This window comes from Jeotgalicoccus marinus DSM 19772 (genome assembly GCF_000425825.1).
Taxonomy (GTDB): Bacteria; Bacillota; Bacilli; order Staphylococcales; family Salinicoccaceae; genus Jeotgalicoccus; species Jeotgalicoccus marinus.
The window spans coordinates 158,784-183,953 of sequence record NZ_AUEE01000003.1 but is presented as its reverse complement, the minus strand read 5'-3'; the positions used below and the strand labels follow the sequence as shown (position 1 = coordinate 183,953).

26 protein-coding genes are annotated in these 25,170 nt (G+C 37.8%); 15 read left to right on the top strand and 11 right to left on the bottom strand.

Annotated elements, in window-relative coordinates; all coding sequences use genetic code 11:
- Positions 1–103 precede the first annotated feature (103 nt).
- Together exaC and H624_RS0101035 are read left to right on the top strand one after the other, a co-directional pair.
- Positions 104–1,624, top strand: a complete 1,521-nt coding sequence (exaC, locus tag H624_RS0101040; protein WP_026865918.1) for an acetaldehyde dehydrogenase ExaC — start codon at positions 104–106, stop codon at positions 1,622–1,624.
- The gene (locus tag H624_RS0101035; RefSeq protein WP_026865917.1) at positions 1,625–1,957 is read left to right on the top strand and encodes a DUF779 domain-containing protein; all 333 of its coding nucleotides are present in this window, start codon (positions 1,625–1,627) and stop codon (positions 1,955–1,957) included. It begins immediately after the preceding gene.
- 79 nt (positions 1,958–2,036) lie between these two features.
- Here the strand turns inward: H624_RS0101035 and H624_RS12310 are convergent, their stop codons facing one another.
- Positions 2,037–4,601 (bottom strand): choice-of-anchor I family protein, encoded by a 2,565-nt coding sequence (locus H624_RS12310; protein WP_051220430.1) that lies wholly within the window; start codon positions 4,599–4,601, stop codon positions 2,037–2,039.
- A gap of 141 nt (positions 4,602–4,742) precedes the next feature.
- Between H624_RS12310 and H624_RS0101025 the strand changes: the two genes are divergently transcribed.
- From H624_RS0101025 to arsC, 3 genes are read left to right on the top strand one after another with little or no spacing between them, the layout of a single operon-like run.
- Complete coding sequence (locus tag H624_RS0101025) at positions 4,743–5,060, top strand: ArsR/SmtB family transcription factor (RefSeq protein ID WP_026865916.1); 318 nt, start codon at positions 4,743–4,745, stop codon at positions 5,058–5,060.
- A complete protein-coding gene (locus tag H624_RS0101020) occupies positions 5,057–6,346 on the top strand; it encodes an arsenic transporter (RefSeq protein ID WP_026865915.1) in 1,290 nt (429 codons plus the stop codon). Before H624_RS0101025 ends, H624_RS0101020 begins: the two co-directional genes overlap by 4 nt.
- 10 nt (positions 6,347–6,356) lie before the next feature.
- Complete coding sequence (gene arsC, locus H624_RS0101015; protein WP_026865914.1) at positions 6,357–6,752, top strand: arsenate reductase (thioredoxin); 396 nt, start codon at positions 6,357–6,359, stop codon at positions 6,750–6,752.
- Positions 6,753–6,804: 52 nt separating this feature from the next.
- On the opposite strand, the gene H624_RS0101010 is transcribed toward arsC, so the two are convergent.
- The 4 genes from H624_RS0101010 to H624_RS0100995 are packed head-to-tail and all read right to left on the bottom strand — an operon-like array spanning position 6,805 to position 11,074.
- Positions 6,805–8,076 (bottom strand): M20 family metallo-hydrolase, encoded by a 1,272-nt coding sequence (locus tag H624_RS0101010; protein ID WP_026865913.1) that lies wholly within the window; start codon positions 8,074–8,076, stop codon positions 6,805–6,807.
- A 12-nt stretch (positions 8,077–8,088) separates the two neighbouring features.
- The gene (locus H624_RS0101005) at positions 8,089–9,144 is read right to left on the bottom strand and encodes a YkvI family membrane protein (protein WP_026865912.1); all 1,056 of its coding nucleotides are present in this window, start codon (positions 9,142–9,144) and stop codon (positions 8,089–8,091) included.
- A 14-nt stretch (positions 9,145–9,158) separates the two neighbouring features.
- Positions 9,159–10,265 carry an o-succinylbenzoate synthase gene (menC, locus tag H624_RS0101000; RefSeq protein ID WP_026865911.1) on the bottom strand — a complete coding sequence of 369 codons (1,107 nt, stop codon included), beginning with the start codon at positions 10,263–10,265 and terminating at the stop codon, positions 9,159–9,161.
- Complete coding sequence (locus tag H624_RS0100995; RefSeq protein WP_026865910.1) at positions 10,265–11,074, bottom strand: GNAT family N-acetyltransferase; 810 nt, start codon at positions 11,072–11,074, stop codon at positions 10,265–10,267. The genes menC and H624_RS0100995 overlap by 1 nt, the downstream gene beginning before the upstream one ends.
- A gap of 187 nt (positions 11,075–11,261) precedes the next feature.
- Here H624_RS0100995 and H624_RS0100990 point away from each other — a divergent pair, with 187 nt between their 5' ends.
- From H624_RS0100990 to H624_RS0100960, 7 genes are all read left to right on the top strand, one after another.
- Positions 11,262–11,711, top strand: a complete 450-nt coding sequence (locus H624_RS0100990) for a MarR family winged helix-turn-helix transcriptional regulator (RefSeq protein WP_245570511.1) — start codon at positions 11,262–11,264, stop codon at positions 11,709–11,711.
- A 17-nt stretch (positions 11,712–11,728) separates the two neighbouring features.
- Positions 11,729–12,691: a ring-cleaving dioxygenase gene (locus H624_RS0100985; RefSeq protein WP_026865908.1), complete on the top strand. Its 963-nt coding sequence runs from the start codon at positions 11,729–11,731 to the stop codon at positions 12,689–12,691.
- A gap of 12 nt (positions 12,692–12,703) precedes the next feature.
- The gene (locus tag H624_RS0100980; RefSeq protein WP_026865907.1) at positions 12,704–13,597 is read left to right on the top strand and encodes a VOC family protein; all 894 of its coding nucleotides are present in this window, start codon (positions 12,704–12,706) and stop codon (positions 13,595–13,597) included.
- 11 nt (positions 13,598–13,608) lie between these two features.
- The gene (locus H624_RS0100975; protein WP_026865906.1) at positions 13,609–14,223 is read left to right on the top strand and encodes a flavin reductase family protein; all 615 of its coding nucleotides are present in this window, start codon (positions 13,609–13,611) and stop codon (positions 14,221–14,223) included.
- Between the two features lie 19 nt (positions 14,224–14,242).
- Positions 14,243–14,836 (top strand): alpha/beta hydrolase, encoded by a 594-nt coding sequence (locus H624_RS0100970; protein WP_026865905.1) that lies wholly within the window; start codon positions 14,243–14,245, stop codon positions 14,834–14,836.
- 96 nt (positions 14,837–14,932) lie between these two features.
- On the top strand, positions 14,933–15,640 hold the full coding sequence (locus H624_RS0100965) for a gamma-glutamyl-gamma-aminobutyrate hydrolase family protein (protein WP_026865904.1): 708 nt from the start codon (positions 14,933–14,935) through the stop codon (positions 15,638–15,640).
- 85 nt (positions 15,641–15,725) lie between these two features.
- Positions 15,726–17,393 (top strand): ABC transporter substrate-binding protein, encoded by a 1,668-nt coding sequence (locus tag H624_RS0100960; RefSeq protein WP_026865903.1) that lies wholly within the window; start codon positions 15,726–15,728, stop codon positions 17,391–17,393.
- 17 nt (positions 17,394–17,410) lie between these two features.
- Here the strand turns inward: H624_RS0100960 and H624_RS0100955 are convergent, their stop codons facing one another.
- A complete protein-coding gene (locus tag H624_RS0100955; RefSeq protein ID WP_026865902.1) occupies positions 17,411–18,088 on the bottom strand; it encodes a phosphatase PAP2 family protein in 678 nt (225 codons plus the stop codon).
- Between the two features lie 128 nt (positions 18,089–18,216).
- Here H624_RS0100955 and H624_RS0100950 point away from each other — a divergent pair, with 128 nt between their 5' ends.
- Complete coding sequence (locus H624_RS0100950; protein WP_035855298.1) at positions 18,217–18,975, top strand: hypothetical protein; 759 nt, start codon at positions 18,217–18,219, stop codon at positions 18,973–18,975.
- Between the two features lie 50 nt (positions 18,976–19,025).
- On the opposite strand, the gene H624_RS0100945 is transcribed toward H624_RS0100950, so the two are convergent.
- A complete protein-coding gene (locus tag H624_RS0100945) occupies positions 19,026–19,598 on the bottom strand; it encodes a thymidine kinase (RefSeq protein ID WP_026865900.1) in 573 nt (190 codons plus the stop codon).
- A 119-nt stretch (positions 19,599–19,717) separates the two neighbouring features.
- Here H624_RS0100945 and H624_RS0100940 point away from each other — a divergent pair, with 119 nt between their 5' ends.
- Positions 19,718–20,062, top strand: coding sequence for a zinc ribbon domain-containing protein YjdM (locus tag H624_RS0100940; RefSeq protein WP_026865899.1), 345 nt, complete (start codon positions 19,718–19,720; stop codon positions 20,060–20,062).
- Between the two features lie 41 nt (positions 20,063–20,103).
- Here the strand turns inward: H624_RS0100940 and H624_RS0100935 are convergent, their stop codons facing one another.
- The 4 genes from H624_RS0100935 to H624_RS0100920 all read right to left on the bottom strand — a co-directional run bounded on the left by H624_RS0100935 (position 20,104) and on the right by H624_RS0100920 (position 23,998).
- On the bottom strand, positions 20,104–21,030 hold the full coding sequence (locus tag H624_RS0100935) for an iron-hydroxamate ABC transporter substrate-binding protein (protein WP_026865898.1): 927 nt from the start codon (positions 21,028–21,030) through the stop codon (positions 20,104–20,106).
- Between the two features lie 88 nt (positions 21,031–21,118).
- Positions 21,119–22,150, bottom strand: a complete 1,032-nt coding sequence (locus H624_RS0100930; protein ID WP_026865897.1) for a FecCD family ABC transporter permease — start codon at positions 22,148–22,150, stop codon at positions 21,119–21,121.
- A complete protein-coding gene (locus H624_RS0100925; RefSeq protein ID WP_026865896.1) occupies positions 22,147–23,199 on the bottom strand; it encodes a FecCD family ABC transporter permease in 1,053 nt (350 codons plus the stop codon). The genes H624_RS0100930 and H624_RS0100925 overlap by 4 nt, the downstream gene beginning before the upstream one ends.
- Positions 23,192–23,998 carry an ABC transporter ATP-binding protein gene (locus H624_RS0100920; RefSeq protein WP_035855293.1) on the bottom strand — a complete coding sequence of 269 codons (807 nt, stop codon included), beginning with the start codon at positions 23,996–23,998 and terminating at the stop codon, positions 23,192–23,194. Before H624_RS0100920 ends, H624_RS0100925 begins: the two co-directional genes overlap by 8 nt.
- Before the next feature lie 259 nt (positions 23,999–24,257).
- Between H624_RS0100920 and H624_RS0100915 the strand changes: the two genes are divergently transcribed.
- On the top strand, positions 24,258–25,109 hold the full coding sequence (locus H624_RS0100915) for a DUF368 domain-containing protein (RefSeq protein ID WP_235678841.1): 852 nt from the start codon (positions 24,258–24,260) through the stop codon (positions 25,107–25,109).
- The last annotated feature ends 61 nt before the right edge of the window (positions 25,110–25,170 follow it).

The window sequence follows — 25,170 nt, the reverse complement described above, 5'->3', positions numbered from 1 at the left end:
GTTAAGCTCACCCATTTTAAATTTGACGAGGTGAAAGCCTTTACATTCAATTGTCTGATTAGTTAGAATACAGATAGAAAGTATAAATGAAGGGGGTAATAAAGTGGTATTTGAATTTCCAAACAAAGCGGACGCTAAGTACAAAATCAAAAGCCAATACGAAAACTTTATCGGTGGAGAATGGACGCCACCATCAGACAATGAGTACTTTGATAATGAATCACCTGTTTTAGGTGAGGTCGTATCTAAAGTACCTCGGTCTAAGCAGGAAGATGTTGATAAGGCTGTTGCAGCAGCAACAGAAGCTCAAAAATCATGGGCATTAACATCACCAACTGAACGTAGTAATATACTCTTGAAGATTGCAGATCGTGTTGAAGAAAACTTAGAAGAACTTGCTGTTTTAGAGACTTTTGAAAATGGTAAGGCAGTACGTGAAACTTTAAATGCAGACTTACCTTTAGTCGTAGATCACTTTAGATATTTTGCAGGTGTAATTCGTGCGCAGGAAGGTGGTATTTCACAAATAGATAATGATACTGTTGCTTACCACTACCACGAGCCTTTAGGTGTTGTTGGACAGATTATTCCTTGGAACTTCCCACTGTTGATGGCAACGTGGAAAATTGCTCCAGCCTTAGCTGCAGGGAACTCAATTGTTCTAAAACCAGCTGAACAAACACCAACGACAATTCTACATTTTGTTGAATTAGTCCAAGACATTCTACCAAAAGGTGTCTTAAACATTGTGAACGGCTTTGGTTCTGAAGCAGGTCAAGCGCTAGCAACACATAATGGTATTAATAAGATTGCTTTCACTGGTGAAACGACAACGGGTCGTATCATCATGCAAAATGCCAGTCAGAACTTAATTCCGGTTACTTTAGAGCTTGGTGGTAAGTCACCGAATATCTTCGCAAAAGATGTGATGGATGCAGATGATGAATATCTTGATAAAGCTATTGAAGGTTTAGTGATGTTCGCCTTAAACCAAGGTGAAGTTTGTACGTGTCCATCAAGAGCACTCGTGCATGAAGATATCTTTGATGCGTTTATGGAACGTGTCGTTAAAAGAGTAGAAGAGATTAAAGTTGGTAATCCCTTAGATCCAAATACAATGATGGGTGCTCAAACTTCTAATGAACAAAAAGAAAAAATTGCTTCATATCTGGATATCGGCCGTAAAGAAGGTGCAGAGATATTAACAGGTGGTAATCTTCAAGAATTTGATGGAGATATTGCAAATGGTTATTACTTTGAACCGACAATCTTTAAAGGCAACAATAAGATGAGAATCTTCCAAGAAGAAATTTTTGGACCGGTATTAGCAGTAGCAACTTATAAAGATGACGATGAAGCAATTGAAATTGCCAATGATACACTGTACGGCCTAGGTGCAGGTGTCTGGACACGTAGTCAAAATAGAGCGTATAGACTTGGAAGAGCGATACAAGCTGGTCGAGTATGGGTAAATACGTATCATGACTATCCAGCCCATGCAGCCTTCGGTGGATATAAGATGAGTGGTATTGGCCGAGAAAACCATAAGATGATGCTAGAACATTATCAACAAACTAAGAACTTGCTAGTGAGTTATAGTGAGTCTCCGAAAGGATTCTTCTAAGTGGCAGTATTAGAACAAGTACTGGCGACAGATGAAGCCAAAACACTCATCAATGAGTTGAAAGAAGAACACGGCGAGTTAATCTTCCACCAATCTGGTGGTTGCTGTGATGGCTCTAGTCCAATGTGTTTAAAAAAAGGGATGATGATTATTGGTGATGTAGACGTACACCTAGGAGATATTGAAGGTGTGCCGTTCTATATGAACGAGAAACAATATGAATATTGGAAACATACTCAGATTACAGTAGATGTTGTAAAAGGTATAGGTGGTATGTTTAGTGTCGAAGGGCCAAGAGGCGTCAGATTTCACATTAGAAGTGAACCATTATAGTAGCGTAGCATTCTTATACAAAGAAACACAATAAAGGCATGCTCTCTAGAGAGCATGCCTTTATTATTGTAATCATGTCTTACTGTTCTTTTCTATTTCTTCTAAAGAAGGTAAAGAAACCACCTAAGCCTAATAGAATTGCAGCAAGTACACCTGTTTCTGGTGCAGTGATTCCAGTGTTTGGTAGGGTTTCTTGGCTGTCTTTCTTACTGCTTTGTTCTGTGCCTTGGCTAACTGCCGCAGTAGTAAGGTTTGGATCTGCAGTCATTCTAGCATTCGTTGATGTTTTTGTAACAGCCGTATTTTCACGTGAAACATCATTGCTAGCTGTCACTTCATCTGAATCTGATGCACTAACATCCTTTATAATATCTTCCTTGTCTAAATCTGGTTTTTTATCATTTGAATCTTCTCCATCAACCATGACATCTTCTGTACCGTTATCTTCTACATCTGTAGAACCATTTTCTACGTCGTTATTTAATAATGACGTGAGTTCAAAGAGTGAAATGGTACCTGATAATTCATGACCTACAGCTAGCATTGGTACACCTTCAGGGCTATCTTCTGCGGCTATAAAGTCCATTCCTTCAGGAGAGATGTCTGTAAGTGATGCATCATATACGTAGTCGACGAAATAGGTTGCATCCGGATTGCTCACGTTATATATGAAGAATCCACCAGTACGCTCCGATCCAATAAAGGCATATTGCTCTTCGCCGACTGTACCCACTACTACAGACTCTGTTTCAGGGCCCTTGTTATCACTACGGCCATCCATCGCTAGTTCATCTGGTGCTTCAATATCAACATTGAACCAGTCGGGAATGTAGTTAAGAGTTGTTTTCTCAAATTCATCACCGCTGTCATAGATCATCGCCATATCTGAAGCTCTCATAATAGAGAATGAACGTGCACCAAATGAGACAATTGCATTATGGATATCCCCTGTTTTGAATGGATGATCTAACGTTACTGTTAAACGACCGAGCTGATCGTCATCAAAGAGACCATTTGCTACCATGTCATCTAGTTCTTCTTGTGTAAAGCCGTTATAATACTGTGCATCCAATTGAATCAAGTCTTTAATATCAGAGACTCTAACTTCTTCACTATAACCATCATAGTCTTGAGAGTCACCTTCGTTAGCTGTAACTATATACGTTTCACCGTTAACCTCATATAAAGCAATACCATCAGGTTGATACATACCTAAAACTGGTACAGGTGTAATGTCAGCTCCGCCGTCCTCATCTGAAACATCCATACCCATGCCAGGCATAGAGTGATCTTTATAGCCCATAGATTGGATTCTTTCAAAAGATTTATTTGCGATATTGAACTTACCAATGGCACTTACTTCTTGGAAAGCGACATAAGCATATTCACTGTTATTATCAACAACGATATATTCAGGTTCGGCATTTAAATGATATTCATCAGGGTTTGGACCTAGTGGACGGAAATCTTCTGGAATATCTTCTTTTGTTACATTTACAGTCGTTACATCATCTTGTGTTAAGTGTTGTGGTGATTTTCTTGTATCAATGACTGAGATACCACCTGGTGGATTGATTGTATACTCATCATTTAATTCACCTTCATTCGCAACTAATAATGAGTCACCATCCGGAGTATATGTCAGCATATCTGGAAGTGCGCCAACAGTTAAACGATTTAAATATTTTCCTAGATAATCAAAGAACACAACTTGTCCATTATCTGTTTTTACTTCAGCCGGGGCAGCGACAGCAATATATTCACCGCTAGGGTTAACGGCAACACTTGTTAGGTCGCCCGCTTCAACTCCATAGTCTTCTAAGAATATTTGATTTATAAGCTTTAATTCTTCGGTAGAGCCATCAATGATATCTAATGACGTCTCATAACCGTTTACAGAGTAGATATAGTTATTTTTAGGATTATGCTGTACAATTTCCGTTCCCGCTCCATCAAAAGGTGCCCCAGTTTCGTATCGGCTCTTATGTGTAACTTCAAGTTCTTCATTTGCTGTTTCAGGGTATTCCTCTACCTCTTCAGCTGTATCTTCTTCAACAGGTGTTTCTTCCTCAACTACCTCCTCTTCGACAAGTGTTTTTTCGGTCTCTTCCTCAATAACGTTAGTGTCTTCCACTACAGGTGTGACTTCAGTTTGTGTTTCCTCTTCTAAGACATCTTCTGTAGCATCGTCTTCAACAGGCGCTTCTTCAATGCTTTCTTCAACTGGGGTCTCTTCTAAAAAATCCTCAGAAGGCACTTCTTCCGCTTGTTCTTCAACAGCTGCTTCATTCACTTCATCTGCTGGCGTTGGATCATTGATTTCTTCTTCAATGGGCATAGGCGCTTCAGTAGCTTGTTCAACAGGTTCTGTAGGCGTTACTTCCTCTTCAACAACAGGCAGCTCATTAGTTATTTTTTCGCCTTCTACTCCTTCACTCGTTTCTGCAACTACTTCAGCTGGATTTTCAGAATTGATTTCTTCCTCGATCGTTGCTGTTTCCTCAGCTGTTTCCACTTCATCTGCTGAAGCGGTTTGACCGAGTCCGGTGAAAAGGAATGTGCCTAAAACTGCAACACCTACACCTGTAGTGAATTTTCTAATACCATATGTATGTTTCTGATTTGTGAAATCTGAATGTTTCATAAAGCCCTCCAAGTATGTTATAAGTTTCACTAATAAAATTAGCACAGTACTGTTAAGGGAATGTTTTCTTTTGTATAAAATATGTAAAAATAATATAGACAAATATCTATATAGATAGTAATCTATATTCGAGGTGAGTATATGAACTATAGCAACCTAGCAACACAATTAAGGATATTGGCAGATGAAAGTCGTTTAGAGATTATAGATTTACTTTCTTGTAATGAATTGTGTGGACACGATATCTTATCTTATTTTAATTTTAGTCAACCCACTTTAAGTCATCATATGAAAGTTCTGGTCGAAAATAGAGTGGTCACTAAAAGGAGAGAGGGTAATAAATTTATGTATCGATTAAATAACGATATTTTAAATAATCTTAAACAATCTCTAGATATGATTAGTCGACCTTCTAGTGAGTGTATTTGTCATTCCATAACGGAGGATTGTAACGCATGACGATACTAGCAATACTCATATTTTTAATTACTTTATTTTTTGTTATTACACAACCACGCGGCTTGGATATTGGTATTTCGGCAGCCGTTGGAGCGATTGTTGCGATCATTTTTGGCGTGGTTTCCTTTTCAGATATCGTTGAAGTAACGGGTATTGTTTGGAATGCCACCCTGACCTTTGTTGCTGTCATCATAATTTCTTTGATACTAGATGAAATAGGATTCTTTGAATGGGCGGCAAGTTTGATGGTGAAAGCCTCAAATGGTAGCAGTAAAAAAATGTTTGTTAATATGATGCTTTTAGGTGCAGTTGTAGCAGCATTCTTTGCGAATGATGGTGCTGCACTAATTTTAACCCCAATTGTACTTGCGATGGTCAGACAGCTGAGCTTTAAGGAACAAGCGATATTCCCATTTGTAATTGCTTCTGGATTTATTGCAGATACGACTTCCTTACCACTTGTGGTGAGTAACCTGGTTAATATTGTGTCAGCAGACTATTTTAATATCGGATTCTTAGAGTATTTCTTACATATGATTATTCCGAATATATTCTCGTTGATTGCAAGTATTATTGTACTGTGGTTATTTTTCAGAAAAGCAATTCCGAAACACTTTAGTTCAGAAGCTATTATTAAACCGAATAGTCTAATCAAAGATCGCTTTATGTTTAAGGTTTCTTGGTTGGTCTTGTCTGTCCTCTTAGTAGGATATATTGCAAGTGAGTTTCTACAGATTCCAGTCTCACTGATTGCCGGTTTAACAGCTATTGTATTTATTCTATTAGCGATAAAATCACCTGTGGTCAATGTTGGTCAAGTAGTTAAAGGAGCACCATGGAATATCGTCGTATTTTCTATAGGGATGTATGTTGTCGTATTTGGTTTAAGAAATGTTGGATTGACTGATGTTTTATCAGACTTACTTTTACAGATAACAGAATATGGATTACTGGCTACAGTAATGGGCATGGGAAGCATTGCAGCCGTTCTATCTTCGATGATGAACAACATGCCTACAGTGATGATTAATGCAATTGCTATCAAAGAATCTGGTGTGCAAGGTGTCATACAAGAGGCAATGATCTATGCGAATATTATAGGTTCAGACCTAGGTCCAAAGATTACACCAATTGGTTCATTAGCAACCTTGTTATGGCTTCATGTTTTAGCTTCAAAAAATATGAAAATTTCATGGGGTACATATTTTAAGATAGGCATCATGATTACCCCACCAGTCCTTATACTGACTCTGTTGGGGTTATACTTTACTTTACTATTCCTTTAGGAGGAAGAAGATGGCTAAAACAATTTATTTTATATGTACAGGAAACTCATGTAGAAGTCAGATGGCTGAGGCATGGGCGAAGGAAATCATGGGGGCTGAATGGAAGGTATATTCAGCGGGTATTGAGGCACATGGCATTAACGAAAATGCAGTTACTGTTATGGATGAAGTGGGAATAGATATTTCACAACAAACATCCAACATCATTGATAAGCAAATTTTAGGAACAGCTGATTTAGTCGTTACTTTGTGTAGTGATGCTGATAATAACTGTCCAGTCCTACCTAAGAATACTAAGAAAGCTCACTGGGGTCTTGATGATCCAGCAGGTTTACCACTTTCAGAATTTCGGCGTGTTAGAGATGAAATTAAATTAAAAATAGAATCATTTAATTCTAGGATGTAATAGACAATGGCCGATTATTTTGACGATAGTCGGCCATTGTTATTCTAATATTTTATTTTCTCATTTGTTTTTCCATAAATTGCTTCAAGACATGTATAGTGGTCACACAGTCATTTAAAGATGTCCATTCTTTAGGATTATGACTAATACCATCTACACTTCGTGCGAAGATCATTGCTACAGGTATCTCTAAGCCGATATTCATAGAATCATGACCTGCGCCACTAGGCAGTTCAAGTGGTTCTATGTTCATTGCTTTTAAAATTGACTTCAATTCTTCTTTATAGACCGTATCGATTGGGATAGGTTTAACACTGGAAGTACGTTCAATAAAGACTTCAATTCCCCGCTCATCAGAAATTTGCTTCGCTTGTTTGCGGATTTTATCGATGAGTAATTCCCTGGTATCTTCATGAATATCTCTAATATCAACGATGAGTTTCACTGATTCCGGAATAACGTTGGCGCCGTTTGGAGATACTGACAGTTTACCCACTGTAGCAACAGCAGTATCACTAACTGTAGATGGGAGTGTTTCAATTTCAGAAACGAAACGCCCTGCAGCGACGAGTGCGTCCTGACGGTCGTTCATCGGTGTATTACCAGCATGCCCAGCTAGGCCTTTAAACTCGATTTCTAACCATGATTGTCCAGCGATACCACTGACAATTCCTACAGGTAGATTATGTTTTTCTAGAAGCTTACCCTGTTCGATATGTGTCTCAGCAAAAAATGTCCAATCTCTTTGTTTTATATTTTTAAAGTCGTTTAAATTTGAACCATATTGCTCTAAAACTTCTTCCAGATTTAAACCGTCACTATCTCTAACATTTGCCATAATTTCTTCAGTTAATAACCCCGTATATGCGCGACTACCAAAGACTCCACTGGAGAATCTGGCACCTTCTTCATCACTAAAAATGACGACTTCAAAAGATTTCTCAGGCGTAAAATCCTGTGTTCGCCAAGCTTCTACAAGTTCTAGGGCAGCTAAGACACCGAGTACACCGTCAAAATTTCCGCCTGCTGGGACAGTATCTAAATGCGAGCCAGATGCAACAGATTGACTGTTGTCTTTACCTACTAACCGACCAAAGATATTACCCGCACCATCAGTTTCAACTTTAAGGCCAGCCTTTGTCATCCAAGATGTAACAAGCGCTTTTGCTTCTTTTTCTTCTTTAGAAAAACCACGTCGATTCACACCGCCAGACGATAACGATCCGATTTGGGATAATTCGTATAATCTATGTGCTAAACGTTTGCCATCTATACCGTCATAATTTAGTTCTTGATTATAGTCGTTCAGTAATCTATCTAGCATAAGATACCTCCATTAAGATTCATTTGTTTTAGGTTTTCGAAACCAAGCGACGAGCGCTAGGATAATCAGTGCAAAACCAAGATAACCCATGAGTGAATACACACTACTTACTAGGTTTGTAAAGCCAACAAGGCTTGCAATGAAACCTATAATTCCTATGATTATAACAGCTGGATTAAATGCCTTACTCTCTGGAGCGAAGAAACGGACAGTGAATGAGTAGAACATACCGACTGCAGTATTATACATCATACCAAGTAAGGCAATCGCAGTTAATATACCAACGACTGGATTAATCTCTGTAGCGAGTTTTAGGGTTGGCATATCCGAACCAGCTACCACATCAATTCTTGCTAACATACCTGTGTGGATTAGGATGATTAAAAATCCTAAAATTGCCCCACCAATAATTCCGCCTAAACCAGCAACTTTTTTGTCTTTAATGTTCCCCGTCATAATTATAAGTAGGGCAGCACCAGCGGCTAAGTTATAAGAGACGTATAAAAAGGCGCTTAGTAGCCAATTTGATGCTGCAGGTGCTTGGGTTCTTGCGATTTCATCCGCTTCAGAAAAAGTGATGTTCATTGTTAAAATTGAATAGACAACAATAATTAATATAACTGCAATTAAATAAGGTGTAATTGATGCAATGATACCTATTATTTTATTAGTATCTAACAGTAGGGTAAGAATTGTTAACACAACCATTATGATGCTCCCTACCATAGTATTAATTCCAAGGACTTGTTCAAAAGTCGAGCCAGAACCTGCGAACATTACGACTGCCACACCAAATAGGAAAAAAGTGATGATAATATCTAGAACTGGACCGATATACTTACCACCAATGTAATAAAGTACAGCTCTGTGGGATTTTGCTTGCAATTTAGTCCCTAACTGAGCGAATGTGTAACCCAAAAATATAAAGAGTAGACCGGTGACTATAGCACCGACTGTTCCCCATAAACCAAAGCTTGTAAAATATTGCATCACCTCTTGTCCGGAAGCGAAACCTGCACCGACAATCAACCCGACGAAGGCACTACCTATTTGGAAGCTCTTTTTCATATTTGTCTCCCCTTTTATTTAAACTCTTTTTTATTTACTGTAAATTGATCCACCGCTTCTAGATTTACTTCATAACCTATACCAGGATTTGTAGGCACAACAATAACACCATCTTCAGACACGACTTCAGGTTCGATGATATCCTTATCCCAGTAACGGCTAGAGCTTGCAGTATCTCCTGGTAAAGTGAAGTTAGATAAGGTCGTTAACGCCACGTTATGTGCGCGGCCAACACCTGACTCTAGCATGCCACCACACCAGACTGGGATGTTATGTGACTGACAGTAGTCGTGAATTTTAACCGCTTCAGTTAAACCACCCACTCGACCAATTTTAATGTTAATAATTTTTGTGCTACCGAGCTCAACAGCCTTACGCGCATCTTCTAAGGAATGGATACTTTCATCTAAACAAATCGGTGTTTTTAATTGTTTTTGTAAAGTTGCATGGTCAATGATGTCATCCGATGCTAGAGGCTGTTCAATCATCATTAAATCAAAGGCATCCAGTTCTTGTAGTAAATGTGCATCTTCAAGACTGTATGCAGAGTTAGCATCTGCCATAATTGCCGTATTTGGAAATTCTTGACGTAGTGTACGCATGACGTCAACATCCCAGTCTGGCTTAATTTTTACCTTAATTCGTTTATAACCTTCATCAACGAAACCTCTCACAATTTCAACCAGTGATTCTATAGAATCTTGAATTCCGATACTTATTCCGACGTCAATTGTTTCTCTTGTTCCTCCAAGCGCTTCTGCTAATGATTGATTGTTTTGACGCGCATAGACATCCCAGATTGCGCCCTCTAGCGCTGCTTTTGCCATATTGTTCTTTCTAATTGGAGAGAATATTTCACTAACTTCATCTGGATGGTTAATTTCTTGATTTAAAATTAGTGGAATTAAATAATCTTCTAACATATGCCAGTTTGTTTTGACTGTTTCCTCACTATAAAGTGGTGCATAAAATGCAACAGTTTCTCCCCAACCTGTTGTACCATCATCAGCAGTTGCTTCGACCAAAATAAACGCTCTATTTTTAAATGTGCCAAAACTTGTTGTAAACGGCGCTTTCATTTCCATTTCCATCAATCTTAATGTAACTTTTTCTATTTTCATTATTTATATGCCTCCAAATTTAATGATGTTATAGGTACAAAAATATAAGTCGCAGTATCATCTTCTGGGTAAAGATGTACTGCGGCATAACCAGCTTTAAAAAGCGCTTGGAATATTTCCCTTGTCTTTAAACGCCAGTTTAAGGCGATTGTTGAATCGATCTTCTTTACATGTTGAAAATCCTTAGGTACTTTCACGCCATATACGGGTTCAGTTAATGTCTGCTGTGACACACGACTAAAGCTTGGTACACCATCTTTTATAGATACCTCATTTAAGACGAGCGCATCATCTAAGCTAGGAGCCTGGAAAGACCGTCTATGCTCACTCGATAAAAACCAGTGAACTTCAAAACGGTCTGAAGGGAGCCCCTTATTTATTCCATCTGTCATTTTGCCGTATGCGTTCTCCATGTACACATTAACGATGCCACCAAGTTTAGATAGGTTTAAATAAGCATTCCTTGTTTCTAAGGGATCAAAAGTCCAGTGCATTTCAGCATAGCCCTTTTTAAGAGCACTCTTTGCTTGAGCTTCCTTAAGTTGTTGACCAATACGTTTAGAACGATAGCTTTCATCAATCCCAAGCATATGTGAACATAAATAGGTAAATCCATCTTTAAAGCCTGCGAATCCATAACTAAAGCCAATTATCTTTTCATTATCAAAAGCCCCTATTACGATCCCGCCGTTTTTAACGGCCGTTAAAGTCTGGTGTATTGGTAAGGGAGTCATACCCCAGATGCTTTTTTCAAGCTCGCCTATTTTTTCTATTTCTTCTAATGTGGTTAACTCTTTGATCTCTATCATCATAGACCCTCTTTGAAACAATTTTTTACTAACAATAGCACAACACTTATCTTAATTCAATAAATATTCAGACTAATCAATACATTTTATTATTAGAAATCGAAATAAAGTCCTTGATTTTTCTATTTCTAACTAATACAATATAAAAAGATTAAATTTAATATATTCAAATTAGAAATATAAGGAGGTGCCGCTAGTGAATCAAAATGAAGCTCGGATTAAAGCATTTACTGTTCTCATCAAATCATCTCAATCTGTTCAAAAGCTAATCAAGCAAGATTTTTTAAAGAAAGAGATTAACTTAAATGAATACGCTGTTCTGGAATTGCTCTACCATAAAGGAGATCAAGCGATTCAATCGATTGGGAAAAGGATTCTCATGGGTAGCGGGAGCATCACTTACGTTATCGACAAATTAGAAGAAAGAGGCTTTTTGTATCGGCAACCTTGTCCAGAAGACAGAAGAAAAATGTTTGCTTGCATCACGGATGAAGGTAAAGCATATATGAGAGCAAGAGTTGTAGAACAAGAAGCGGTTATCAATAAAGTGTTTGAAGAATTAGACGATGAAGAAATCGATACTGCAATCGATTTGTTTAAGCGCATCGGCATACACGCAGAAAGCTTACTTAACTAATAATTGGAGGAATTATAATGACTAAAACAGATTTAAAAGGTATTCACCATGTCACTGCAATGACAAATAACGCGATGAGAAACTATGACTTTATGACAGAAGTTCTCGGTATGAGATTGGTTAAGAAGACCGTTAACCAAGATGACATTCAAACTTATCATACATTCTTTGCGGATGATGTAGGTTCACCAGGAACAGACATGACATTCTTCGACTTCCCGAACAACCCAAGAGGTTCAAGAGGCACGAATGCAATTTCAAGAACAGGATTCAGAGTACCAAATGATGCTGCGCTTGAATACTATTTAGAACGTTTTGAAGAAAAAGGTGTAAAACACGACGGAATTCAAGAGTTATTCGGTAAAAAAGTCTTACCGTTTGAAGAAGAAGACGGTCAACGTTATCAACTCTTCTCTGATGAAAAAAATCAAGGTGTAGAACCAGGACAACCTTGGAAAAATGGACCTGTTCCAGAAGACAAAGCAATTTACGGCTTAGGTCCAATAGAAATTACAGTATCTTATTACGATGACTTCAAAAAAGTATTACAAGATATTTATGGTATGAAACCAGTACTTGAAGAAGAAAATGTGACTTTACTGGATGTTGGCGAGGGTGGAAACGGCGGCCAAGTTATTTTACGTAAAGACCAAGGTGTTGAAGGCAGACAAGGCTACGGTGAGGTCCACCACGTGTCATTTAGAGTAGAAGATCAAGCAGCTCTAGAAGAATGGGAGAAAAAATATCGTACGATGGGTATTGGAAACTCTGGTTTAGTGGATCGCTTCTACTTCGGTGCTCTTTATGCGCGTATCGGGCATATCTTAATTGAATTATCTACTGATGGCCCTGGATTCATGGATGATGAACCGTACGAAACACTTGGTGAAAGCTTAGCATTACCACCATTCTTAGAGCCAAAACGTGAGCAAATCGAAGCTCAAATAAGACCATTTGATACCACGAGATCAAAAAAATAAAGGAGGCGGACCATGGAAGCTATTAAGAGAATACACCATATCACTGCTATTGTTGGAGACCCAAATGAAAACATCAAATTTTACAGAGACGTACTCGGTTTAAGATTAGTAAAACAAACCGTTAACTTTGATGATCCAGGTGTTTATCATTTATATTTTGGAGATGAAGATGGGAATCCAGGAACAATCATTACTTTCTTTAACTGGATCGTTGACCGTCCAGGCTTAAAAGGTAGCGGACAGGTTGGACGTATTGCCTTTAGAATTCCTAAAGGTACTATGGGTGATTGGCAGAAGCATCTAAATGACTTAGATATCAAGACTCAAATTACACAGTTATTCGATAAGGATACCTTAGAATTCGATGATGTGCATGGTCTTGAATTAGCTTTAGTAGAAGGTAATGATGAATCTGACAACAAAGCTATTATCGGTTTCCATGGAGCAGTACTCTTATCCAGTCACCCTGAAGCAACGAATGAATTATTAACTAGTGGACTAGGTTTAACACCAATTCAAACACAGGGGCAAAGTTATCACTTTGAAACCGTCGGTAGTGAAAAACACCACGTTATAACGGCGTTACCACCAAGCCCGAGAGGGCGTTTCGGAATTGGTACAGTACATCATATCGCATGGTCTGTACCGAATTTAGAGACATTAAAAGAATGGCAAAGCTTTATTCAAAGTCAGGAGCTAGGTGTCACCGAAGTGAGAGATAGAAAATACTTTAAGTCTGTTTATACAAGTGAATTTGGTTATATTGTATTCGAATTTGCTACGGATGAGCCTGGTTTTGCTGTTGATGAAGATAAGAAAGACCTAGGAACATCATTACAATTACCGCCTCAATATGAACATCGTAGAGAAGAATATGAACGTACCTTGCCAAAACTAGATTTATAAGGAGTATCGTAATGTATAACTTCAAAGCTTCAGACCTCTCGATAAAAGAACAAAACAAAATACTGATTGGCGCTATTGGGCCGAGACCGATTGCACTCGTTGTAAGTCAATCTGCAGATGAGATAATCAACCTTGCCCCCTTTAGTTATTTTAATATCGTTTCTTATAAGCCTGCGATTTTATCAGTTTCTGTGCAACGGGTTAACGGAGAAATGAAAGATACAGCAAGAAACACCTTAAATAACGGTGAAGCTGTCGTGCATATTGTTGATGAAGACAATGTAGAACAGGTGAATTTAACATCAGGATCGTATGCTCCTGATGACAGTGAATTGAATCATGCAGATTTTACAACTGAAGATTCACAGACAATCAATGTACAAGGTATTAAAGAAGCTAAGGTGAAATTTGAGACAAAATTATATAACCATACTGTCATCTTTGATGGCGATGTACCAACAGCAGACTTATTGTTATTGAGTGTTCAACATTACTCACTGTCTGAACAAATTTTCGATAGAACCACGGGTTATATTGATTCATCAGCACTTCGTGCAGTCGGTCGACTTGCCGGGAGTGATTATGCAAAAATCGGTGAATTTTTCAGTATAAAAAGACCAGAATAGATAAGGAAGTGACTATATAATGGAATATATTTATAAAGAGAACCAAAAAGGTGCCCCAGTATTTGTATTGCTACACGGTACAGGTGGAACTGAGAATGACTTACTACCTTTAGCACAAGTAATGGAACCGAACTACAACGTCCTTAGTGTACGTGGTGAAGTAAAAGAAAATGGTATGAACCGTTACTTTAGACGTCTGGGCGAGGGTAATTATGACTGGGATGATTTAGAGAAACGTTCTGAAGACCTAGTGAACTTTATCGAAGGAAAAGCAGCAGAATATGAATTTTCTACAAATGATGTCATTTTTGTTGGCTTCTCTAACGGCTCAAATATTGCGATTCACATGATGTTAAATCATCCAGATAAGTTTAAAAAAGCAATGTTATTTGCACCGTTATATCCTAAAAATATTGAAACCAAAATTGACTTTAGTCAGGCAGAAGTATTCCTTTCATTAGGTAAGGGAGATCCTATTGTACCAGAGACTGAGAGTGAACATGTTATCGATATATTCAAGAATAATAACGCCGATGTAACGTCGATTTGGGTCAATGGACACAGTTTACCGGGTGAAGCGGTAGAAGCTGGTCAACAATGGATAAATAGATAAGCTTAAAGACAGCTCAAGATGAGCTGTCTTTATTTTCCTTATAAAAATTTAAAAACTCTGATAATATTTAACATAAGAAATCTAAGGGGGATATTTATGAGTTTACCTGTAATTGGTGTGACAACTTTTGTTAGCGAAGACCAGCTAAGATTACCTGAATCGTATAGTATTGCTATAGCAAATGAAGGCGGAGTGCCAATCATTTTACCTAAGGTGGAAAACGATGCGTTAATCAAAGCGCAAATTCAATCATTAGATGCATTAGTTTTATCCGGAGGGGATGATGTTGATCCTGAATTTTTTGGAGAAGCACCTCATCAAAAAATGGGAGCGATTGAACCTGGTAGAGACGCCTATGAAATGAAGCTAATAGATTTTGCACTAGATGCCAATATCCCGATTCTTGGCATTTGTAGAGGCGCTCAAGTACTAACAATTCATCAAGGTGGAACTATCTATCAAGATTTATATTCACAAGTCGGTGAAGGGACATATAAACATAACCAAGAGGTTCCCAAAAATTATTTGACCCATAAAGTTTCTATAAAGGAGAATACGAAGCTACATAGTATTTTAGGTCAGACAAAAGTGAAAACAAATAGTTTTCATCATCAGGCAGTGAAAACTATTCCAGACCATTTTGAAATTACTGCAAAGACAAGTGATGGAATTATAGAAGCAGTTGAAAGTAAGTCATATAATTTTCTAATAGGGGTGCAATGGCATCCTGAAGGGACCTATTTAGTAGATGAATACTCACAGAAAATATTTGCTGCCTTGGTAAAAGCTGCAGCTAAGAATTAACAGAATAATCATTCAATTTATTGAAATTTCGAATTCCGACAGGTATAATTTTATGAAAGCGCGTACATTAATAAGGGGGATGTTTATGCAAAAGAAGTTATGGTTTTTTATGTTGTTTACCATGATTTTACTATTGGTAGCTTGTACGGATGATAGTGATGTTGATGAGGCAGAGAGTGGTGAATCAAGTGGTGAGGGTGGAAACGACCTAGTGATTGGGATGATCAATGAAGCAGTTTCTCTAGACCCACATGTGTCGAACGACATACCATCCGCACAGCTTAGAACACAAATTTTTGATACCTTGGTTCAACAAAATGTTGATATGGAATTTGAAGAAGGTTTGGCGAGTTCATTTGAACAAGATGGAAACGAATGGACATTGGAGCTAAAAGATGGGGTCACATTCCACAATGGATCAGATTTTACAGCTGAAGACGTTGAAGCGACTCTAGACAGAGTGATGGATCCATCGGTTGGGTCCTCTGTAGCGTTCATGTTTGAAATGATTAACGACATTGAAATTGTTGATGATCATACTGTCATCTTTACGACAGATTATCCGTTCACTCCGCTACCGAGTCACTTAGCCCACAATACAGCAGGTATATTGAGTAAGGAAGTTATAGATGAAGATTACCAAAATGCCTTAGACCAAGCTGAATCGGATGTGACTTTAGAAGAATATTATGAGTTACGTGAAGCAGGTGGAGAAGAGTTTGAAGCTGTTTCTGAAGAAATCGGTGAACACGTAGGGGCCATAATTTCTGAAAAACCAGATGGTACTGGGCACTTAAAACTACAAAATCGAGATCCCGGTAATGAAATTGTTTTAGAGAAATTTGAGGATTTTCATGGTGGTGAAAGAGAATTTGATACGGTAACTTACCGTGTAATTCCTGAAAACTCAGCACGTCTAGCAGAATTAGAAACAGGTGGTATTGGTATTACGGATAACGTTGATACAGAATCTATGGACCGTGTAAGAGAGCATGAAGAAACAAATATTATCGATCAAGATAGTCTATCGATGACATATGTTGCATTTAACTACGATAAAGAACCGTTTGATGATGAGAATGTAAGAAAGGCAATTTCCCATGCGATTGACCGTGAACAGATTATAAACGGTGTTTTGAATGAGCGAGGGATCCATGCAAAAAATCATATTTCACCTTCAGTGTTTGCACACAATGAGGAAATGGAAGAAGTATCCTATGATTTAGACTTAGCGAAAGAGTATATGGCTGAGTCGAGTGTACCTGACGGTTTTGAAACGGTTATATGGACATCTGATTCTGAACAGAACAGAGACATTGCCTTAGTCATTCAAGAGTCTCTCGGAGAACTAGGGATTGAGGTTGCAATTGAACAGTACGAACACGGCGCATTCTTAGAGATGGCAAACCAAGGTACACATGATATGTTCATGTTACAGTGGATTACTGTAACTGGTGACCCTAACTACGGTCTATATCCGATGTTCCACACTGATTCTGTCGGCTCTGGTAACAGATGGAATTACTCGAATCCAGAACTGGATAGCTATCTAGAAGCAGGACAAGAATCAACAGAAGATGAAGACCGTATTGAAGCCTATCATACAGCGCAAGAAATTCTCATGGAGGATCTCCCAATTACACCGCTTTATTATGGAGAACTTGGGATTGGTGTAAATGAAACTCTTGTTGAAGGTGTAGAATTAGACCCAGTTGGTATTGTTAGAATTGAAAATGTTACTTTCCCAGAATAAAATGAGGTCCATCTAGATTAATTTCTAGATGGACTTTTATCTTCTATAGAATGTTGTGCTAAATAGTTAATTAACTTTGGACTATATTTGAAGTACAAACTAAGAGATAAGGTAATGATGAAGATACCGAATGTTAGACCTGCAAGGACGTCTGTTGGAAAATGGACACCAAGAAATATTCTTGAAGTCATAACAAATAAAATAACGCCTATCGTTATAACGCCGATCAAATACTTTTGCCAAGTATGTGTGACGAAATAAATGAGCAAGATACCTAAAAGACCAAAAAATACTGTAGAGGCAGTAGAATGACCGCTTGGAAAGCTCTCTGAAGACTCAAATGCAAGTCTGAGAAAATCAGGACGTTCTCTATCAACAAGACGCTTCATCAAACTGACAAGAAAACCAGGTCCGATAACTAGAGTGCTTGAAAACCAAAGTGCAGCAGTATACATCTTAAATAGGAATAAAAGACTAACGGTTAAAATTGAAAAAAGGATAATCGCAAAAGAACCACCAATATCAGTGAGTAAGACGATGATTTCAGCGCGTTCTGCTGTTACAAATCCTTGGATGAAATGGATTAAACTTAGGTCGAATGCTTCAGTCCAATTCAATTTTACTAGAACGCTGAAGCAAATGACTAAATATATAGTTAGAGAAATAATAGCAATAATATTTAAATGTTTATTCATGAGAGACCTCTTTAACGTAATTAACATATTATAGCAGAGTTTATTAAAAATGCTTATATTAAATCAAGTTGTTATTCAATCATGGTAAGTTTACACTTAGATTAAAATTACAGAATTGAGGAAGTGACATGATGAAGTATCGCTTTATAAGTCTATTGTTTTTATCTACCTTGATACTATCCGCATGTAGTAATCCATTTGATCAGTTAGCAGATGAGATTAACAGTTGGATTTCTGGAGATGAACCAACTGAAAAAACGACTAATGATGAACCTGATGACAATTCAACTCAGGACACTAGTTCATCAGAAACTGAAACATCTACAAATGAAGATATAGATTATATTGACTACAGCCATCTTATGAATGAAGGTGCTGCTGTCAGTTTAGACAAAGGAACGCATTCGGTTGGTTCTGATATTGAACCTGGCCGCTATAAAGTGATACCGCATGAAGAAACTAGTAGTATTTCTGTCGAAAATGCAGAAGGTAGAATAGTTGCTGGTGAGACCTTATCTGGTATTAATAACCATGAGGGACAGTATCCTGATAGTCTAGTTGTCTTTTTAGATGAAGGTTATACACTTGAGACACAGCATGACTCAGGAGTAGAACTCGAGCCTTATGAAACATCAGATATTGATGTACTCACTACTGGTTTATGGGTTGTTGGTGAAGATATTCCAGAGGGTGTTTATGATATCAATGTACCGAATACAGACAAGTATGGAAGCCTTAGTGTGTCGAATGTCGTTGACTATGAGAAGATGCAAATTATCATAGGTTCAGAGCAATATGGTGGGACTTCAGAATTTACAATATCATTTGATGATGGCGATGTGCTTAATCTGAGATACCTCCCTAATATTGAACTGGTAAAAAGATAAATGTTTCATGTGAAAAAAGCAACTGTGAATTCACAGTTGCTTTGTATTTCTTATATTAAATCTAAACGTTCTTTGTAGCATTTTCTACAAACTGGAACATATTCCTCATCACCAATTTGAATCGTTTCACCGATGTTTGTCGGAATCCCATTTTGCATTCGAAGGTTCAATGTGGCCTTCTTGTTGCAATACTGGCATACTGTCTTCAACTCATCAATTGCATCTGCTAATTCGAGCAAAGTTTTACTTCCTTCGAACAACTCATTCCTAAAGTCAGTTTTTAAACCGAAGGCAATAACAGGAATATCTAACAAGTCTGGGATATCACTGAGATTGTGTATATCTTTTTTCGATAAAAATTGTGCTTCATCAACTAAGACAGCAAAGACCTTTTCTTTTTCATGTTCTTTTTTAACTTTCTCAAAGATATCATCAGTGACGTATTCGGCATCAAGTTCGAGCCCAACACGCGATTTAATCTTATGATACCCACTTCTTGAATCAATTGGAGAAGTGAAAGCAAGACAACGTTTGCCTTGTGTAGTGTATTGATAATGTGTTGTGATAATTTGATTACTTTTATTACTCTGCATCGTACCGTAGCGATAGTAAAGTTTAGCCATAGAAATCCCCAATCTTTTCAGTATCATTATTTATAGTAACATGAATTGTATATCTTTTTGATAAGGACTTATGTATTTATGGTATCTTAAAATTAGTGATTAAATAATGGAGGAAGACCATGGAGAATACCTTACCAAATTGCCCAAATTGTAACTCGGAATACACTTATGAAGACGGTAGCCTATTTGTATGCCCAATGTGTAACCATGAATGGACTAAAGAGTCTGAAGCGGAAGCTACAGCAGCTTCAATGGTCAAAGATGCCAATGGTAACATATTAAATAATGGTGATAATGTTAGTGTGATTAAAGATTTAAAAGTTAAAGGTGCATCAAATGTAATCAAACAAGGAACAAAAGTAAAAGGTATAAAATTGGTTGATCCAGAAGATGGACATGACATTGATTGTAAAATTCCAGGATTCGGTCAACTTGGCTTGAAGTCAGAGTTTGTTAAAAAATAGATTAGAAGCTACAGAAGCCCCCTATATTAGGGGGCTTCTGTTTATTTATTTAATTCTTCTGCGTAGATTTCTAGAAGATATTCAAGAGTGGTTGGATCACTATAACTCGTTTTTGCAGTATCAATTTCAATGACTCTACCTTCCTTAACAGCTGGTATTGACTGCCATACTTCATCTTCAGTAAATGACATATCAGTGTCTTCACCACGACTTAAAACAATGTAATCACCGGCATATTCAGATAAAACTTCTTGAGAGATCTCATGGTAGCCTTCTTCAGATACAGCTTCTTCAACATTTTCAGGCATATTTAAATCCATCGCTTGGAAGAGAATTTCTGTTCCTCTACCCCATGCTTCACCAAAGATATAGAAGTTGGTACCATTTGTCTCGAACATTGTGACAGTCACATCTTCACCGTGTTTTTCTTTGATTTCTTTACCTATCTGAGATGCACGACTCTCAAAGTCCTCTGCCCATTCACGTGCTTCATCTTCTTTACCTAGAATTTTTCCAATTTCAATTTGTTGTTCTAAGTAGTCAAGTTCTCCCCAAGTAAAGACAACAGTTGGTGCAATTTTCTCTAACTCTTCAAGGTTTTGCATGTTTGTTCCAGCTATGATTAGATCTGGTTCAACTGCTAAGACACTTTCAGGATCTTCTTCAGTAATTTGTGTAACATCTGCAAGGTCTTCAGTGAATAAAGGATTTGCTTTTGACCATTGGTCAACGCCTACTAAGTCACCATCTAATGAAAGGACATTCGGTCCATAAGTTAAGGCAGCAATACGTTTAGGATTCTTAGGGATTTCTACTGGGCCGGATTCAGATTCATATGTAACTGTTTCTGAAGATGAGTCTTCACTATCAGCTGAGGAATTGTCTTCGGATTCTTCACCTTGACTGGAACAAGCGGCTAAAACAAGGACAAAAGTTAATGCAAAAAACATACTAAATAATCTCTTCATAACATACTCTCCTTCTAATTGATAATTATTATCAATTGATGTTTTTTATTTAATCCGGTAGCAGTGAAGCTACCGGATGGAATTACCGTTAATCATTGAGTTTTGCTAATAAGTACAAGAAGTAAGGGGCACCAATTATGGCAACCACTACACCTGTAGGTATTTCAGCTGGTTGTAAGATCACCCGGCCGATTGTATCAGCGGCAAGTACTAGAACTCCGCCAATCAGGGCGCTGATAGGTAAAACATAACGATATGCCTCACCAACTATACGGCGGGTCATATGTGGTGCAATGAGTCCTACGAAACCAATACCCCCACTAACAGAAACACTAGCGGCTGCTAAGCCAACTGCAGCAGCGAGCAAGGTACGACGTTCCTTTTCAAGGTTCATACCGAGACTGACAGCTGTAGAGTCACCTAAGTTCATTACATCTAATACTTTCGCTTTAAAGTAAACGTATGGCATTAAAACAATGAGCCAAGGTAAGAGTGCAAAAACAAAGTTCCAACTTGAACCCCAAATGCTACCTGCAAGCCAGGTGGCAACAAAGTCGTACGTTTTAGGATCGATTTTTAACGTGAGAACGATCATTAAAGCACTAATACCTGCTGCAACTGCTACCCCGACTAGAATCAATCGTATCGGTGATATCCCCTCATCTTTTTTGTAAGAGAAGGCGTAGATCGTCACTGCAGTTAACCCTGCTCCTATGAAGGCGACGATTGGCATTAAGAAGACAGATCCACCGACTTCAGTTGAGAAATACGTTACAAAAAGCGTTATAGCTAAACCAGCACCCGCATTAATCCCGATAATACCAGGGTCAGCTAGTGGGTTCTTAACAACACCTTGGAGCACTGCACCTGACATCGCTAGTCCCATGCCAATTAGAACAGCAATGACAATACGTGGTAATCTGAATTCAAAAAGCAATAGTTCATCTGTGGCTTCGCCTTGACCAAATACTGTCTTGATAACAGTGAGTGGGTCTATTTTCATTACACCAGTGTTTAGGCTGACTACAAACAAGACAATGAGTATCACAACTAAAGATATTCCGACAAATACAGCCTTTTTCTGTCTCTTGATTAATCCAGCTGTCTTTTGTGACATCATAATTCCTTACCTCCTTTACGTGCTAAGTAGAGGAAGAAAGGTACACCGATTAGTGAGATTAAGGCACCAATTGGAATTTCGAAAGGTGCATTTAATGTACGAGCTAATAGGTCTGCAACAACAACCAAGACCGCTCCAACCACTGCACTCACTGGGATAATCCAGCGGTAATCATAACCAACAATTTTACGTGTTAGATGTGGCACAATCAGTCCAACAAAGCTCACTGCACCAACTACCGATACCGCAAGTCCTGCAAGGACAACAATAACTAAGATACTGATCAGCTTAGTTCTAACTGTACGCTCCCCAAGACTCACTGCAACTTCTTCACCTAAACTTAGAATCGTTATTGACCGTGATATACGCATAGCAATGAATATCATAATGATAACGATAGGCGTTATAACTATAAGATGTTCCCATTTCGTGCTAGAAACACCGCCGGCATACCAAAAGGCCATGTCTTGACCAACATTAAAGTAGAGCGCGATTCCTTCACTTAGAGCAGTTAATAATGCCGTTACAGCTGCCCCAGCTAAGACGAGTCTGATTGGTGTTAAACCATTTTTACTTAGTGACCCGACACCATATACAATAGAGGCACCGAGAGCTGCACCGAAAAATGATAATAATACTGTATATACATATGGCATACCAGGGAAGAAACTGAAGCTGATTGCAAGCATCATTACAGCACCAGCATTCAAGCCGAGTAAACCAGAGTCTGCTAATGGGTTTCTTGTCATTCCTTGCATTAGAGCACCTGCAACACTAAATGCTGCACCGACTAAGGCAGCTCCAATAATTCTAGGGAAACGTAGCTCACGAATGATTTGATGCTGTGTAACACCAGTATCAAAATTAAAAAAAGCATTATATATCGTCGAAAGATTTATATCAGCAGCGCCTAAAGATATAGACAAGATAAAACTAAAGCATAAAAAAACGAGTCCCGAGATAATAATGATTGTGCCACGAATTGGTTTTGCAGTCTTCTTAACAGCCTTGACCTGAGCCTTACTTTCTATAGTTGCATTTTTAGCCATGGCTGTCTTCCTGTTTACTTATATGGTAAGAAGTGAAGACTGGGTGCCCACTGTAAGGGCATGATTGAAACTCTGCTTCTATATTAAAGAGTGTTCTTAAATGCCCCTTCGTCATTACTTCTTCCGGTGTGCCTTTAGTGATTAGGTCACCATCTTTCATTGCAATCATATAGTCGGAAAAACGTGATGCAAGGTTTAAATCGTGTAAGACCATAACAATTGTACGGTTTTCTTCTTCGTTCAATCGCTTTAATAGGAGTAGTATTTCTAGTTGATGTGCAAGATCTAAATATGTAGTTGGTTCATCAAGTACTAAAGTATCAGTACCTTGTGCAAGTGACATTGCAATCCATGCACGTTGCCTTTGACCACCCGACATATCACTAATTTGGCGGTCCTTAAATTCATTTAAGCCTGTAACATCTATTGCCCAATGAATATGTTCATAATCTTCTTTACTCAGCGAACCCATCGCTTTTCTATAAGGGAAACGACCATAAGAAACTAATTCAAATACCGACAAACCACCTGGTGATTCAGCTGTTTGCGGCAATATTGCCATTTTCTTGGCGATTTCTCTCGTATCCAAGGTGTTAATCGCTTTCCCATCTAAAAAAATCGCCCCACTTTCGGCCTTTAGAATTCTGGAGACAGTTTTAATTAAAGTAGATTTTCCACAACCATTTGGGCCAATTATTGTCGTTATCTTATTTTTAGGTATAGTCACACTAAAATCTTCGATGACTGAACGGTTCTGGTACCCGACTTGTATATTTTGCACTTCTAATGCATCTGACATGGTTATGCCTCATTTCCATTTCTCATTGAGAATCATTATCACTTTGAAATCTTATGACATAATGAGCAATATGTCAATTAAAATTGTGTTTTCAAGGTCTATTGAGAATATACAATTTTGTGACAAAGATACACTAGACTATAAAAAAATATTATTATATCACCTATCATTACAAAATAATGCTCACCGTTACTCCATTTACTAAGTAAATAGTCCTTAATTTATGGCTGATGTGCTAAAATATTGAGAGTGAAAAATTATGAATGGAATTGATAATATGTTTAAGTGGTCGAACCTTCCAAAAGGATTCTTGATGGGTATAGTTGAACTTGTACCAGGTGTGAGTAGCGGTACAATGGCACTATTACTTGGTATTTATGATCAATTTTTAGGTGCACTCAGTCGGTTAGTTTCTAAATTTTATAAAAATTCGATTGGTTTTCTTTTACCGATAGTAATCGGTATGGCTCTTGCAATTTTATCAGTGTCATCTCTTTTGAATTATTTATTACAGAGCCATACCATACCGACACATTGGTTTTTCATGGGAATGGTGTTAGGAGTCATTCCGATGTTACTTAGAATATCTAATGCAAAAGTAGAATTTAAAATACCGCACTATATATTAATAATTATTGGAATAGCAGTACTTTTCTTTATGTCTTTAGCTAATACTTCTGCATCAGATCTGTCTTCAATACCAACGGATGCAGTGAATCTAATTAAATACTTCTTTTCAGGTGTTTTAGCTGCTGCAATTATGCTATTACCAGGTATCTCAGGATCCTTAGTATTATTAATCATCGGTGTATATCCGATTATTATATTTGCTATAGATGAATTTACTTCATTTAATTTCTATGTTCTTCCTGTCTTATTGTCTACAGGGGTTGGTATTATTGTAGGAATACTACTAGGTAGCCGGCTCATCGCATATTTACTTAGACGTTTTACTTATCTAACGTATGCTGGAATCGTGGGGCTGTTATTTGGCTCGCTTTTTGCAATTTACCCTGGGCTACCGACAAATATAATGATGTGGATAGTGTCTATAGTAGTATTTATATTAGGTTGCTATATCAGCTACGTGTTTGGTAAATACAATGAATAAAAAAGAAATAGTCTAAGCTTTAGTTTAGGGCGTTCTAAAAATAAATTTCAACTAATATAAA

Excerpts from the sequence above, each read along its gene's own strand:
- H624_RS0100985 (WP_026865908.1), top strand. The coding sequence starts at position 11,729 with ATGACTAAAACAGATTTAAAAGGTATTCACCATGTCACTGCAATGACA.
- H624_RS0100960 (WP_026865903.1), top strand. The coding sequence starts at position 15,726 with ATGCAAAAGAAGTTATGGTTTTTTATGTTGTTTACCATGATTTTACTA.
- H624_RS0101010 (WP_026865913.1), bottom strand. The coding sequence starts at position 8,076 with ATGCTAGATAGATTACTGAACGACTATAATCAAGAACTAAATTATGAC.
- H624_RS0100995 (WP_026865910.1), bottom strand. The coding sequence starts at position 11,074 with ATGATAGAGATCAAAGAGTTAACCACATTAGAAGAAATAGAAAAAATA.
- arsC (WP_026865914.1), top strand. The coding sequence starts at position 6,357 with ATGGCTAAAACAATTTATTTTATATGTACAGGAAACTCATGTAGAAGT.
- H624_RS0100970 (WP_026865905.1), top strand. The coding sequence starts at position 14,243 with ATGGAATATATTTATAAAGAGAACCAAAAAGGTGCCCCAGTATTTGTA.
- H624_RS0100945 (WP_026865900.1), bottom strand. The coding sequence starts at position 19,598 with ATGGCTAAACTTTACTATCGCTACGGTACGATGCAGAGTAATAAAAGT.
- H624_RS0100915 (WP_235678841.1), top strand. The coding sequence starts at position 24,258 with ATGAATGGAATTGATAATATGTTTAAGTGGTCGAACCTTCCAAAAGGA.
- H624_RS0101005 (WP_026865912.1), bottom strand. The coding sequence starts at position 9,144 with ATGAAAAAGAGCTTCCAAATAGGTAGTGCCTTCGTCGGGTTGATTGTC.
- H624_RS0100975 (WP_026865906.1), top strand. The coding sequence starts at position 13,609 with ATGTATAACTTCAAAGCTTCAGACCTCTCGATAAAAGAACAAAACAAA.
- H624_RS0100925 (WP_026865896.1), bottom strand. The coding sequence starts at position 23,199 with ATGGCTAAAAATGCAACTATAGAAAGTAAGGCTCAGGTCAAGGCTGTT.
- menC (WP_026865911.1), bottom strand. The coding sequence starts at position 10,265 with ATGAAAATAGAAAAAGTTACATTAAGATTGATGGAAATGGAAATGAAA.
- H624_RS0100950 (WP_035855298.1), top strand. The coding sequence starts at position 18,217 with ATGATGAAGTATCGCTTTATAAGTCTATTGTTTTTATCTACCTTGATA.
- H624_RS0100930 (WP_026865897.1), bottom strand. The coding sequence starts at position 22,150 with ATGATGTCACAAAAGACAGCTGGATTAATCAAGAGACAGAAAAAGGCT.
- H624_RS0101020 (WP_026865915.1), top strand. The coding sequence starts at position 5,057 with ATGACGATACTAGCAATACTCATATTTTTAATTACTTTATTTTTTGTT.
- H624_RS0100980 (WP_026865907.1), top strand. The coding sequence starts at position 12,704 with ATGGAAGCTATTAAGAGAATACACCATATCACTGCTATTGTTGGAGAC.
- H624_RS0100940 (WP_026865899.1), top strand. The coding sequence starts at position 19,718 with ATGGAGAATACCTTACCAAATTGCCCAAATTGTAACTCGGAATACACT.
- H624_RS0100965 (WP_026865904.1), top strand. The coding sequence starts at position 14,933 with ATGAGTTTACCTGTAATTGGTGTGACAACTTTTGTTAGCGAAGACCAG.
- H624_RS0101025 (WP_026865916.1), top strand. The coding sequence starts at position 4,743 with ATGAACTATAGCAACCTAGCAACACAATTAAGGATATTGGCAGATGAA.
- H624_RS12310 (WP_051220430.1), bottom strand. The coding sequence starts at position 4,601 with ATGAAACATTCAGATTTCACAAATCAGAAACATACATATGGTATTAGA.
- H624_RS0100920 (WP_035855293.1), bottom strand. The coding sequence starts at position 23,998 with ATGTCAGATGCATTAGAAGTGCAAAATATACAAGTCGGGTACCAGAAC.
- H624_RS0100955 (WP_026865902.1), bottom strand. The coding sequence starts at position 18,088 with ATGAATAAACATTTAAATATTATTGCTATTATTTCTCTAACTATATAT.
- H624_RS0100935 (WP_026865898.1), bottom strand. The coding sequence starts at position 21,030 with ATGAAGAGATTATTTAGTATGTTTTTTGCATTAACTTTTGTCCTTGTT.